An 11434-nucleotide genomic window follows, 5' to 3' on the forward strand; every position below is an offset into this window, starting at 1 on the left:
ATATTCGAGCGAATATTTCTTTTAGCGAGCCTAAGAAAGCTCGCTTTGACAATTCTGGCAATACCCGTAGAATTTAAGATCGTGATCATGGACATCAAACCCTGTTTTCTTGCTGATAATAGCTTCCAAGGATTCGAGCAAGTCATCATCAAACTCAGATACATTTCCGCAACGGAGACAGATTAAATGGTGGTGGTGGTGCTCATCCTTACGCGTAAACTCATACCGGCTTCGCCCATCTCCGAAATCATTTTTCTGGAGCACTCCGATATCCGCCAAGATATCGAGCGTCCGATAGACTGTGGCTAAACCAATTTCCGGATATTGATGCTTGACCAACATATATACATCTTCCGCACTTAAATGCTCATCGGCATGCTGCAGAAAGGTATGCAAAATAGTCTGGCGCTGGGGAGTCAGTTTATAAGAATGATTGCGCAAACGATTACAAATTGAATCAAAAGCAGAAAGCCCCTCCACCATGAAAAGATTCGCCCCTTTCCATTTTTATATCTTGATTATATGCTAAACATGGACGTTTGCAAATGCGCACCCAGCAACTTAGCTCTCTGGCAAACCAGAGAGCTAAGTCCGAATGTGCTATCCTACCACACCGGATAACGGTAAGGATATGCCGGATAAGGATAAGGCGGATAAGGGGCATAGGGATAAGGATAATACCGGGGAGCAGTTAGCACTCCTAACCCATAGCCAAAACCTAAACCTAAACCAAAAGGAATAAGCCCGAATGCCATAAGAGTTGCTCTCCTTCCTGACGTTTACTTAAGAAATATTGGTAAGACTTGGGATGTTCCTGCTATAGTATATGGTAATTTTTGCTAATGTTGAGCATGGCGCACCAATATAGAATCCGCAGCACAATCATGTGATGCGGATTCTATATTCTAGGGTTTACTGTAAACGGTCACGGATGACTTCTACTACTTCTTCGGCTGTTCTGCCGGCTGCATTTACCACCGGTACTCGCAAATTCCCTTCCGCAGCAATGTCCACGCTGTCTCCTTTAACGACCACAGCCTGAACATTGTATAAGGACTTTTCATCCATGGCCGTTGTATGGTACCCGGCAGCCTGTAATGCTTGTTCTACATTGGTTAAACCGTCTTCAACGGCTACCTTTTTGTACATTTAAATCAACCTCCTCAATCATAGTGTGCACCTGTTTTTTGGCTCTATGCTGAGGAGATTTTTCCAAAATCGCTCTTAAAAATTAAAGCTTCTCCGGGCTACGGTTTGATAGTGCACCGCGAGCCGCGGTTCCTCCAAGGTCAAGGCAGGAGCAGATACCGGAAATGTTCCTTCCACAGTGACTTCAAGCCTGCCGCTGGCCTCTATAGTCAATTGAAGGTTGTGGCGCTGAGGCGGAGTTCGTTCAACGGTTAGGTTGTAATTTCCGTCCGCTCCTTTTTTACCCTTAAGCTCTACTTTCTTAGGCAACTTATTTGAGGGCAGGAAATCACTGCCTTGAGTCAATTGAAAGGCTTCAGGACTTGACAGAGTTATAGAAAGTAAATACGGTTCTACCCCATAATTTAAAGAGAGATTGACATCAAGCGTCCGCACGGTTCCCGCCCGCTCGTTTACAGTGGCTTCAGCAGCTAAGGGAGGAGCAGCAGAATAGGCCGGAAGGGTGACACTTTTGCCAGAGGTGCTGTTAAATTGCCGGTGAATGCGGGATGGTAGGTTTTCCGGTGAACGGATGACAAGCTGGCCCTTGTTCTCAACCCACTCCTCCTGAAGGATGACAACTTGGGGATAATCGGTCGTGTATGCGGGCACCAGTCCCAGACCTAAGATAAGCCCGCCTAAAGCCAGGACGATTGGCTTCCGGGTGGAAATACGAAATCTTCTCCAATTGTAGGTTCGGGATCGGATGACATGGAATCCTGCCAGCATCAGAGGAATAAGCAAAACGGTATAAATAAAGGCAAAAAGGACGGGATAGCGGTGGACCGTTTCGTAATAGCTAACCCATTGTTCCGAATTCAACAGTTCCCAATGGAATTTATAGATAAAATACGGACCGAAAAGCGTGAGGATAAAGGAAGGCCTAAAATACTGGACAAGAAGAAGTGCCAGCCAAAAGATGAAAGGGAAAGCCAAATCCACTCGGACTAAAGCTGCCCCGAGCCCAGCTACTGCAATCCATATGACAGCCCCAAGCCAGTACATTCTCCCTGATTGCGGGAGCTTAAGCAACGACCATAAATTTGTGATTAAGAGTAATAGACCGGCTAAGGCAAAGACTCTAGCCCCAACGAATACACCCGGGTACGCATACCAAACCCAGTTAGTTTGCTTCACCGTCTGCCAGATGAATTCCATGCTTCCGCTAAGCAAGACGTCGGCTAAAGCCGTGGCTGCGGTTACCCCCATTATTTTAAAGAGATCTTTCCAGCGGACAGCAGGTTTTAAGACCCTGACCAGCATGAGGGCTGTGCCGGCCATGATCAATAAAGTGAGCAATCTAAGGGCATTCGTTGGCAGCATTAGAACCCGCGGTCCCACTTGGAAGGTGAGATAGAGTTCATCCCAAGTTCTCGGTCCGGATTCTTGCACCTTTACCGATTTCACTAACTGGTAAGCAAAGTCACCAACTGTTTTTAAATCCAAGGGAGCCACCTGCTCCAGTTTATCTCCAGGCTGGTGGAAATACCCGGCCGGGCGCCCGGCGATTCCAAGCCCAACCGCAGGCACACCTTGAGCAAGGAAAGAACTAAAATCACTGGCTCCTCCCTGGGACGAATCCCTGGTCATCACCATAAAATCCCGGCTCAAGTGGAACGGAATTTTCTCTGCTTGCGCTATTTTGGTTACTTGTTTCAATAAATCCCAAGGGGCCGATGTCTTACCGGCACCGTCAATTAACAGGGGGGTTCCGATCATATCCAGATTCAGCATCCATTTAACGGCGGAAAGATCAGTTCGTTCCACAAAATATCCGGAGCCGACCAACCCCATTTCCTCTGCCCCGAAAAACACTAGTTGATACGTGTCTTCATGCGGTTCTGCACTGAGAACTCTGGCTAATTCCAACAGCACCCCTGCCCCGGAGGCATTATCAACGGCTCCCGGGGCACTCAGTCCGGCTGAATCATAATGGGCGCCCAGAACAATACTTTCAGCATGCGTACCTGGGAGCTCTGCAATAATATTTTGGCTGTTTACAACCTTAATCTTCTGAACCGTGTCTAAAGGATTATTAGACACAACGACCTTGCTAAACGGCTGTTCAGTAACTTTCCAGCCGTACTGTTCGAGTATATAATAAATATACTGCGCAGCTTTGGTCTCTCCTTTGCTTCCGGCCGGACGAGGTCCGATTTTCTGAACCAGTGTTTGAACGTGTTGATAGGCTTTGTCCGCTGAAAATTGAGTCTCGGCAGCCGCCGGCTTGCTCATAAATATTAATAGGAAAAACGTAAGCAGAGCTGTCTTAAGCGAAGCATGCTTCACAGTCATCATGCCCTTTCTCACATGTACTGCTCTGCCAATCCTTATGAAGAAGATGAAGTTTCTATGCCAACTTCCAACTATTTTTGAACTAAAGCTTAAGTATGGTATAATTAGAAAATAACAGGAGTTGGGAGATAATTCATGTTCAGACGATTTTTAGCTGTTATTTTAATCATTGTGGTCTTAATAACAGGAGGGTGTACCATTTCCACACCCAAGTTTATGCAGAAAGAAACTCCTGTGTCTAACCTGCCCGCTGAAGCCATCTTAAGCCAACAGGATGACATTTATAATCGAACCATAGCCCTGTTAAATTCAGCCAAGAAAACAATTTATGTAGAACAAGCAAGTTTTGACGATTCACAGCTGCTGGATCTCTTAATTAAAAAAGCGAGTTCCGGGGTCGAGGTAAAAGTCCTTTTAGATCAATTCCGCAAGGCAAACGCTGCTACCCTGAACCAATTTAAAAGTCATGATATTTCGGCTCAGTTCTACCCTGCCCGTAAAGGTCAGAGCAATAACGTGAAACTTCTGGTTGTTGACCATCAATTCGCCTTGGTGTATGGACCAACTTGGACCCAAGAAGGACGATCCGCCCGTGATCTGGCGGTTGAGCTTACAGGTTATGCCGCTTGGAAAGCATCCGCTGTTTTTGCTCGGGATTGGGAGTTCACCACAACCTTAGCTCTTGACATACCCAAAACATCCCCGGCCCCCGCTGATAATATCATTCTAGCCACTAATGCAAAAGTCAAGCAGCAGCTTCAAAATCTGATTGCCCGCAGCTCAGGCTCCATCTGGCTGGAAGTGACGGAACTAAAGGATGAGGATATCATACAGGCCCTGGTGGACGCCAAACAAAAAGGGCGGGAGGTCCGCCTTTTACTCAATAAAGAATACGCCCTCAAAGAGGATGTCCAGCCGGTCCTTTCTCTGTTAAAAAGTGCAGGAGTGGATATCCGTTACCTGCAGGACAATTCTAACCTCCGGCTCGGTATCTTTGATGGACGTACTTTTTTCTTCAGCAGTTCGGGATGGACCTATTCTACCTTCGTGATAAATCATGAATTCTCGATTACAGTTCCATCTCCCCAGGCTGCAGCTAAACTAAGTGACCTATTTGCCCAAGATTGGGCCAATGCTACCACTAAACTCTAAAAAGGATCTATTCCATATCCTCCAAATGAGTGCAATCTCCTAAAACCATAGGTAAAATCGCATTCCCATTATGTTCTAGAATATTTAAGGCTGTGTTAAACTGCCAGGGGGTTTTCTTCCAGTCACTCACATCAAAACCCAAGGCTTTGGTTACCAACAGCTTAAGCGTGAGCCCGTGAGTTACTATGCAAATGGTTTCCCCTGCGTGTTTTTTAATCAATGCCTTTAAGTAATCCCAGGCTCTTTCCGCTACTACCGGCATGGTTTCCCCACCGGGAATCTGCACCAGATAGGGAGATTTATCCCATACCGCGAAGATATCCGTATAACTTTCCCTTAACTCGGCCCAAACTTTACCTTCCCATTCTCCGAAGGAAAGCTCTCTGAACTGAGGAGCCGGCAGTACAGGTGCCGTGAGCCCAATTTCCGTTCGAATAACCTCTGCCGTAGCCAAAGCCCTGGGACGGTCACTCGCATATAAGTATTGAATCCCTTCCTGCTTTAACCGGGACGCTAAGCGTTTGGCTTGATTCAATCCCCGCTCGGTCAATGGGGAATCCAGCATACCCTGGACGCGGCCTTCAATATTCCACTGTGTTTCCCCGTGCCGGGTTAATATGATTTTGGTCAAAACCTCTTCCCCTCCATACTAAAAAGAAAGAAAGGGTAGGGAAATCCCTACCCTCCCCACCTTGCCGTAAGACTCCAGGTTTTCTGACCCTGCTCTCGCAGGTGGGTGTCTAGGTTAAGTTTTCCATCTTCCCTGACAGGGCCTGATGTACATGCTTAACATTTAACTCCCGAAACACTAATAGGATCAAAACCAAGATAATCCATACGCACAAGGCAGGTTGTGTAGTTATTATAACACTTCTGGCTTTAAAATTCTCTAGTAAAGCTTGGGAAATTAGCGTTTATGTAACTTATCTTCCAATTCTGCCAGACGGTCTTGAAACAGAGCGATAGTCATTTCCTGAGTACGCATGCGCCGTCTTAAATTTTCAACCAAATAAGTTAATTCTTTAACATCTAAACTTAAGGTTTGGATACTCTCGGATTCCTGTAGTCCTTCTCCTTGGGGCGTAGGTTCAGCCATTGTGACCGGAGCGCCCGCTTTCGCTGCAGGCAAATCTGCCGGAGGCTGCGACTGGTTAAGTGCCGGTTTGGCGGGAGCTAACAGGTAGGTAAACTTGGCATAGCGGGAATTGCGGCCAGGGCTGACCTCGATCATCCCTTCTTCTTTTAGGGTATCAAGCGCCCGTTTGAGGGTGGTATTGGCCGAACCGGTTCCCCTTTGAATTTCGGAAAAGGCGATTTCAAATTCGTTACTGCCATAAATATCTACCATTTTTTCAAAGAACTCCAGAAATTTCTTTTGCGTTTTATCTCTCAGGCCCAAACTTTTTCATTCCTTTCTCTTAACCGCCATACAGACGCTCTAAAACATCATCTGCCAGCGTAAACGTATGTTCCAAAGCGGGAAACTCACCGGCTTTAACCTCTCTGATATAGGCCTGTATCCCTTCCAAGGCTTGAACGCCTAAGTTCGCATACTGCTTGACAAATTTTGGCTTAAACCTTTCGAATAAACCTAATAAGTCATGATAGACCAAGACCTGTCCGTCACATGAGGCGCCTGCTCCAATTCCTATCGTCGGAATCGTTAATTCAAGGGTTATTTTTTCGGCGACTTGCCGGGGCATTGCTTCCAAGACAATGGCGAAGGCACCTGCCTCTTGTAAAGCCAACGCATCCCGGCTCAATTTCTCTACACTTTCAAGATCCCGCCCTTGGACTTTAAAGCCCCCGAGCTGACCGGCCGTTTGCGGCGTCAGACCAATATGGCCTACTACCGGAATTCCTGCGTTAACTAAAGCGTTTACAACCGGAGCGTAGTATTCTCCTCCTTCGAGCTTGACGGCATCAGCTCCACCTTCTTTGAGCAATCTCCCCCCGTTGAAGAGAGCGCTCTCTTCCGAAACATAGCTCATAAAGGGAAGATCAGCAACCACAAAGGTTTCCGGTGCCCCGCGACACACCGCTTTCGTATGATGCAGCATGTCATCCATGGTTACCGGTACCGTAGAATCATATCCCAGAACGACCATACCGAGTGAATCCCCTACCAAAAGCATTTCTATGCCTGCTTGTTCGCTTATGCGGGCCGAAGGATAATCATAGGCCGTCAGCATTAGAATTTTTTCTCTATGCAATTTCATAGTGCCAAAATCTAAAATATTTTTCTTCATGTTGATCCCCTCCCCTATCTGTATTCCTCCCCATTTCCGGTAATTTCTTCCCTTATTATATCACGAACAAGGCCATGATACATGCACTTCATAGAAATCCCTTCATATGATTCTAGGCATACTCCTCCAAAATGGAGCATATTTTGAAAGTAACAAAGGAGGGGATATCCTTATGTCCAAATCCTTTAACCTGAGTCTGGTTATAAAAGGTATTGTCATCGCAGCGGTGCTGGCGTTTATTTTTTCCGCAGGATTTGGAATCTTACTTGCATTGACATCTCTGCCTGAGTCGGACATGGCGTCAACTGTTATTTTCAGTGCCAGCATTTTCATTGCTGCGATTCTAACCTCTTATCAAGCGGGCACCAAAGGCTTATACTATGGTCTTGCCATCGGATTTGGCTTTGTCATCGTACTTCTGCTGGTTTCATTTATTCTAACGGAGAACACGCTTTGGCTCCGAGTCGGTGAAAAATCGGTATTTGCATTTCTTGCGGGCGGCATCGGCGGAATCATCGGAGTTGTATTCAAACGGTAAGGCAAACGTTCGGCGAAAATCATAAAATTCGCAAGGGGGTAAAGCCCTTTTCTTTTTTTGTCAGAAAGACTACAATATTATTCAGGGGTAGTGTTTAAGAGTCAGGAGTCAGGAGTTACAATACTCTTAAAAGAAAGTATCTTTTCAAAACCCCAAGGCATACAGTCCATCTACTGAATTCTGAGTACTGAACTGAGTACATTTCTAGAAATAATAGAGGAGTGACTAAAAAATGTGTGTAGAGAAGACTCCCTGGGAACAAGTGACGGATTTTCACGGCCATAGCTGCCCGGGTGTGGCTTTAGGATTTCGAGTTGCACAAATTGCCAGCCGCGAATTGGGCCTGAGACCGTCTCCTGAAGCTCAAGTATTAGTCAAGGCAGAAACTGCCTCCTGTGCCCTGGATGCCTTTCAGGTTTTAAACCATGCGACTATGGGTAAAAGAACCTTAAAGCTTCAAGAGCATGGTAAACATGTCTATCATTTTCAATACAGCGGTACGGAGGAAATCATTCGGATTGCGATTCGAAGCAGCGTTATCCAAAAAATGACTGAACCACAGGAAAACCTGTCTCCCCGCCAGAAACAAAATAAATCCTTAGAATTACTTCAACTGATTCTGAGCTTAAGTGAAGAAGATTTTTGTACGGTTAAACGACTGCCCGGAAGTCTGAGCGAAACAGCTACCTCATTGGTTTGGACTGTCTGCTCCCGCTGTCAGGAACCCGTGAAATCCGAATTCACGCGCGAAGAAGGTTCTGAGATCCTTTGCTTAGAATGTCAATCGTAACAGGATAGACATTCTCCACTTAGGACGCAATCCTTCGCGCTCTGACAATTCTCCAAATGAGTAGGACTACCGCTAATAAAACGGTTGCCATACTGCTCCACTGGGCAGCAGTCCAGTGGAATAAAAACCGGGGACTATCCCCCCGCAATTGTTCCAGGAAAAACCGGGCCAAATTATAGCCTGCCGCGTAAATCAAAAAGATCGTACCGGATGGCCATTTTTTTAGTTTCAAGATAACCAGTAAGGCAAAGAGTATGACATCAAACTGTCCTTCCCAGACCTCGGCCGGCCACAGGGGCTGATCCCCGAATTTTTCCCGGGCAATTGTCCCTACTGGGTAAAGCAGGCCGAAATCCCCTCCCGTTGGCCCGCCAAAGGCATCACCGTTCATGAGGTTGGCGTCGCGACCTATGGATTGAGCCAGAATCAGTCCCGGTGCGATGATATCTGCCAATTCCCAAAAAGGAAGTTTCTTGCGCCAAACATAGATTATCCCTACCAAAAGTGCCCCAACAACCCCTCCCTGAATGGACAGACCTCCATGCCATACAGCAATGATTTCTTGGGGATTGTTTTTGTAATAGGCCCAGTCAAAAAAGAAGACTTGCCAAAAGCGGGCGCCAAGCAAACCGCCAAGCAAGAGCAAGGGAGCCAGATCCAAAATGGCTTCCTTCAAATGCGGTTTCCCCTCGGCATTGGCAAAATACAGGGAAACTCCCACTCCCAAGATAAAAGCCAAGGCAAATAAGGTACCATAAGCTCGCACAGGGAAATCTCCAATAAAAAACCAAAACTGATGCATTTCATTCTCCTTACCGGCTTTAACGCTGCCTAAGATAATTTTCTTCTATATTAAATTAGACAATGGCTCAATGCAAGTGCATCAAGCCATTGTCTAATTCTTGAATTCCTAGTAAAACAAAATCACTTAATATAAATTGATAAACACTAAGTCAAACCTATAACTTAAAGTGTATTAAGCTTGGAGTAAAACGCATCATGCTCGGAAAAAAACGGGATATCTACGGTCCGATCTTGTTTGCCAATGGGTTTCTGAACCGCCTGATAATAAACGGAATGTTTGTTCTTACTGCACCAATAATCTCCGTAGGCGGCAGCAACAAAGGCAAGAATGGCGATCAAAGCCACTAACCATGTGAAAATCATCTCAAATACACCTCCACTACTATTTTAGAATCTATAGTTTTAATGTCAAGAGTTTTTTGTTCCCCGAGCTAAAACAGCCATTCACATTGAAAATTGAGCTTTTGAGGAACACTTTTCTGACAACACTGATAATTTCGAGTATACTACAGTCAAACACTCCTCTACCCTTTTCCACCCGGGCTTAACGGCCCTCTATCCCCATCATTGATGGGGTCTTTTTTTCTTATATTTATATTTCTAATGTTCATATCGCAAATCATTATAGCTTAGAGACTTTGTACTAAAAGGTATTTTCACAAAAACAGAGAATATTAAATATACAGGAGATCCAAATCCAAAAAATAAGGATTAATTAAATGTGTACAGAAAGGGTGGTACAAAAATGCGCAACAAAAAACTCTACTCCTTGTTATCGCTTCTACTCATCCTCGGCTTGCTCTTAAGCGGATGCGGCCAAACCACAACCCCGACTTCATCAACCCCTTCGTCAACACCTAGTGCTTCCAGCAACGCTCCGGCTGAAGATCCGGCCAAAGCAGTTAAAGCGGCCGTCGTTTCCTATTTTAACAACATCCCCACCGTGGGCGACTCCTACAAAATCAGTGAGGATAAACTGAAAGCAGAACTTGAGAAAAATGCCAGTGCCTACCTCGTTTTGGATATCCGTAAAGCTGATGAATATGCCAAAGGGCATATTCAAGGTGCTGTCAATGTTCCGTTCGGCAAAGACATTGCTGATAACCTGGACAAAATCCGCGCAGCCGGCAAAGACAAAACGGTTATCGTAGCCTGCTACACCGGGCAGACAGCCGGACAAACGGTATCATTGCTGAATGTTGCCGGGATTAAAGCCCGTTCACTCCATGGCGGAATGGGTAATGGAATTAATTATGGCTGGTTAGCCAAGAAATTCCCAACAGTAACCGAAGCGACTGCAATGCCAAATGCCGCAGCAGTTGACAGCCCGAACAAAGATATTGACAAAGCGGTCAAAGACTATTTCATTAATATGCCTGCAGATTCATATAAGATCGATGACCCGGCTCTTAAAGACGAGCTAGCCAAAGATGCCAGCAAATATCTAGTAGTAGATATTCGCCAAGCTAAGGATTTTGAAGCCGGTCACATTAAAGGCGCAATTAATGTGCCTTATGGTGCGGATCTTGGCACCAAACTGGATTCCCTCATCGAACAAAGCAAGAACAAAACGCTTATAGTCTATTGCTACACCGGTCAAACCGCCGGGCAAGCAGATTCCTTGTTCAACCTTGTTGGCATTAAAGCTAAGAGCTTAAACTTCGGGATGGGCAACAAGGACCTGCCGAAGAGCTGGGCAGGCTTAGGGTATGAAGTAGTAAAATAATTCTCTAGCCCTGGATAATCCAAGATCAGCAGAGGCTGTCTAATATTAGACAGCCTCGCTTACGTTTGAACAAGTTTCGGGTAAATGTTACAATGAGCAAAGGAGATGGTTCCTTTGCTTTTGCACATCTTGTTAATTTTTATCTTCTCTATCCTCGCAGGTTTTGTCGGTTCTTTACTGGGACTTGGTGGCGGAATTATTGTTATCCCAACGCTTACTCTAGCTCTCGGCCTGGATATTCACGAAGCCATCGGCGCAAGTATTATTTCCGTAATCGCTACTTCAAGTGGAGCAGCCATGGCTTATGTGCGCGATAAATTAACCAATATCCGCCTGGGAATGTTTTTAGAAACAGCTACCACCATCGGAGCCATTACCGGAGCATATATAGCAGAGTTCATTAGCATCAAAGCGCTTTATATAACATTTGCCCTCTTGATGCTTTATTCAGCTTGGAACATGTTCCGTTCGAGCACAAATTCTAAAGTTGCTAAGGTTCAGGCACACCCTTTAGCTGACCGGCTTAAGTTAAACCCTTGTTCCGCGAGTTCAGATTCACTGATTTTATTTTAGGGCATGGTAATCTCTTACAGCAGCTACTGGATGCTGCCAGCGGATTTTAGGTAAATGGATGGATCAAAGCCTGCCCACCGTACCATGTCTAAAGCTTGGCGATTGATGTTACTTGGGAA

General features: G+C 45.6%; 14 protein-coding genes and 1 other RNA gene. 5 read left to right on the forward strand and 10 right to left on the reverse strand.

What is annotated here, in order from left to right; translation table 11 throughout:
- Nucleotides 1–30: 30 nt before the first annotated feature.
- The 4 genes from J0X21_RS03140 to J0X21_RS03155 all read right to left on the reverse strand — a co-directional run bounded on the left by J0X21_RS03140 (nt 31) and on the right by J0X21_RS03155 (nt 3486).
- Nucleotides 31–483: a Fur family transcriptional regulator gene (locus J0X21_RS03140; RefSeq protein ID WP_206810612.1), complete on the reverse strand. Its 453-nt coding sequence runs from the start codon at nt 481–483 to the stop codon at nt 31–33.
- A 122-nt stretch (nt 484–605) separates the two neighbouring features.
- Nucleotides 606–755, reverse strand: a complete 150-nt coding sequence (locus tag J0X21_RS03145; protein WP_206810620.1) for a hypothetical protein — start codon at nt 753–755, stop codon at nt 606–608.
- A 157-nt stretch (nt 756–912) separates the two neighbouring features.
- Nucleotides 913–1149 carry a YkuS family protein gene (locus J0X21_RS03150; RefSeq protein ID WP_206810621.1) on the reverse strand — a complete coding sequence of 79 codons (237 nt, stop codon included), beginning with the start codon at nt 1147–1149 and terminating at the stop codon, nt 913–915.
- A 75-nt stretch (nt 1150–1224) separates the two neighbouring features.
- On the reverse strand, nt 1225–3486 hold the full coding sequence (locus J0X21_RS03155; protein WP_206810623.1) for a M28 family peptidase: 2262 nt from the start codon (nt 3484–3486) through the stop codon (nt 1225–1227).
- 132 nt (nt 3487–3618) lie between these two features.
- Here J0X21_RS03155 and J0X21_RS03160 point away from each other — a divergent pair, with 132 nt between their 5' ends.
- The gene (locus J0X21_RS03160) at nt 3619–4635 is read left to right on the forward strand and encodes a phospholipase D-like domain-containing protein (RefSeq protein ID WP_206810625.1); all 1017 of its coding nucleotides are present in this window, start codon (nt 3619–3621) and stop codon (nt 4633–4635) included.
- Nucleotides 4636–4642: 7 nt separating this feature from the next.
- On the opposite strand, the gene J0X21_RS03165 is transcribed toward J0X21_RS03160, so the two are convergent.
- The 4 genes from J0X21_RS03165 to panB form a co-directional block, all read right to left on the reverse strand.
- The gene (locus J0X21_RS03165; RefSeq protein ID WP_206810627.1) at nt 4643–5266 is read right to left on the reverse strand and encodes a histidine phosphatase family protein; all 624 of its coding nucleotides are present in this window, start codon (nt 5264–5266) and stop codon (nt 4643–4645) included.
- Nucleotides 5267–5315: 49 nt separating this feature from the next.
- A non-coding RNA gene (ssrS, locus tag J0X21_RS03170) (6S RNA) lies at nt 5316–5491 on the reverse strand.
- Nucleotides 5492–5542: 51 nt separating this feature from the next.
- Entirely contained in the window at nt 5543–6034 is a 492-nt protein-coding gene (locus tag J0X21_RS03175; RefSeq protein WP_206810628.1) for a helix-turn-helix domain-containing protein, read from the reverse strand.
- Between the two features lie 19 nt (nt 6035–6053).
- On the reverse strand, nt 6054–6884 hold the full coding sequence (gene panB / locus J0X21_RS03180; RefSeq protein ID WP_206810630.1) for a 3-methyl-2-oxobutanoate hydroxymethyltransferase: 831 nt from the start codon (nt 6882–6884) through the stop codon (nt 6054–6056).
- 172 nt (nt 6885–7056) lie between these two features.
- On the opposite strand from panB, the gene J0X21_RS03185 reads away from it, so the two are divergent.
- Both J0X21_RS03185 and J0X21_RS03190 read left to right on the forward strand, forming a co-directional pair.
- The gene (locus J0X21_RS03185; protein ID WP_206810632.1) at nt 7057–7422 is read left to right on the forward strand and encodes a TIGR04086 family membrane protein; all 366 of its coding nucleotides are present in this window, start codon (nt 7057–7059) and stop codon (nt 7420–7422) included.
- A 232-nt stretch (nt 7423–7654) separates the two neighbouring features.
- Nucleotides 7655–8212: an FmdE family protein gene (locus tag J0X21_RS03190; RefSeq protein WP_206810634.1), complete on the forward strand. Its 558-nt coding sequence runs from the start codon at nt 7655–7657 to the stop codon at nt 8210–8212.
- 19 nt (nt 8213–8231) lie between these two features.
- Here the strand turns inward: J0X21_RS03190 and lgt are convergent, their stop codons facing one another.
- Nucleotides 8232–9014: a prolipoprotein diacylglyceryl transferase gene (gene lgt, locus J0X21_RS03195; RefSeq protein ID WP_206810636.1), complete on the reverse strand. Its 783-nt coding sequence runs from the start codon at nt 9012–9014 to the stop codon at nt 8232–8234.
- Between the two features lie 164 nt (nt 9015–9178).
- The gene (locus J0X21_RS03200) at nt 9179–9379 is read right to left on the reverse strand and encodes a hypothetical protein (protein WP_206810638.1); all 201 of its coding nucleotides are present in this window, start codon (nt 9377–9379) and stop codon (nt 9179–9181) included.
- A 382-nt stretch (nt 9380–9761) separates the two neighbouring features.
- Between J0X21_RS03200 and J0X21_RS03205 the strand changes: the two genes are divergently transcribed.
- Together J0X21_RS03205 and J0X21_RS03210 are read left to right on the forward strand one after the other, a co-directional pair.
- On the forward strand, nt 9762–10742 hold the full coding sequence (locus J0X21_RS03205) for a rhodanese-like domain-containing protein (protein ID WP_206810640.1): 981 nt from the start codon (nt 9762–9764) through the stop codon (nt 10740–10742).
- 114 nt (nt 10743–10856) lie between these two features.
- Nucleotides 10857–11315, forward strand: coding sequence for a sulfite exporter TauE/SafE family protein (locus J0X21_RS03210; RefSeq protein ID WP_236006046.1), 459 nt, complete (start codon nt 10857–10859; stop codon nt 11313–11315).
- The last annotated feature ends 119 nt before the right edge of the window (nt 11316–11434 follow it).

This window comes from Paradesulfitobacterium ferrireducens (genome assembly GCF_017310645.1).
Taxonomy (GTDB): domain Bacteria; phylum Bacillota; class Desulfitobacteriia; order Desulfitobacteriales; family Desulfitobacteriaceae; genus Paradesulfitobacterium; species Paradesulfitobacterium ferrireducens.

Excerpts from the sequence above, each read along its gene's own strand:
- J0X21_RS03185 (WP_206810632.1), top strand. The coding sequence starts at position 7,057 with ATGTCCAAATCCTTTAACCTGAGTCTGGTTATAAAAGGTATTGTCATC.
- panB (WP_206810630.1), bottom strand. The coding sequence starts at position 6,884 with ATGAAGAAAAATATTTTAGATTTTGGCACTATGAAATTGCATAGAGAA.
- J0X21_RS03190 (WP_206810634.1), top strand. The coding sequence starts at position 7,655 with ATGTGTGTAGAGAAGACTCCCTGGGAACAAGTGACGGATTTTCACGGC.
- J0X21_RS03145 (WP_206810620.1), bottom strand. The coding sequence starts at position 755 with ATGGCATTCGGGCTTATTCCTTTTGGTTTAGGTTTAGGTTTTGGCTAT.
- lgt (WP_206810636.1), bottom strand. The coding sequence starts at position 9,014 with ATGCATCAGTTTTGGTTTTTTATTGGAGATTTCCCTGTGCGAGCTTAT.
- J0X21_RS03200 (WP_206810638.1), bottom strand. The coding sequence starts at position 9,379 with ATGATTTTCACATGGTTAGTGGCTTTGATCGCCATTCTTGCCTTTGTT.
- J0X21_RS03155 (WP_206810623.1), bottom strand. The coding sequence starts at position 3,486 with ATGATGACTGTGAAGCATGCTTCGCTTAAGACAGCTCTGCTTACGTTT.
- J0X21_RS03140 (WP_206810612.1), bottom strand. The coding sequence starts at position 483 with ATGGTGGAGGGGCTTTCTGCTTTTGATTCAATTTGTAATCGTTTGCGC.
- J0X21_RS03205 (WP_206810640.1), top strand. The coding sequence starts at position 9,762 with ATGCGCAACAAAAAACTCTACTCCTTGTTATCGCTTCTACTCATCCTC.
- J0X21_RS03150 (WP_206810621.1), bottom strand. The coding sequence starts at position 1,149 with ATGTACAAAAAGGTAGCCGTTGAAGACGGTTTAACCAATGTAGAACAA.
- J0X21_RS03160 (WP_206810625.1), top strand. The coding sequence starts at position 3,619 with ATGTTCAGACGATTTTTAGCTGTTATTTTAATCATTGTGGTCTTAATA.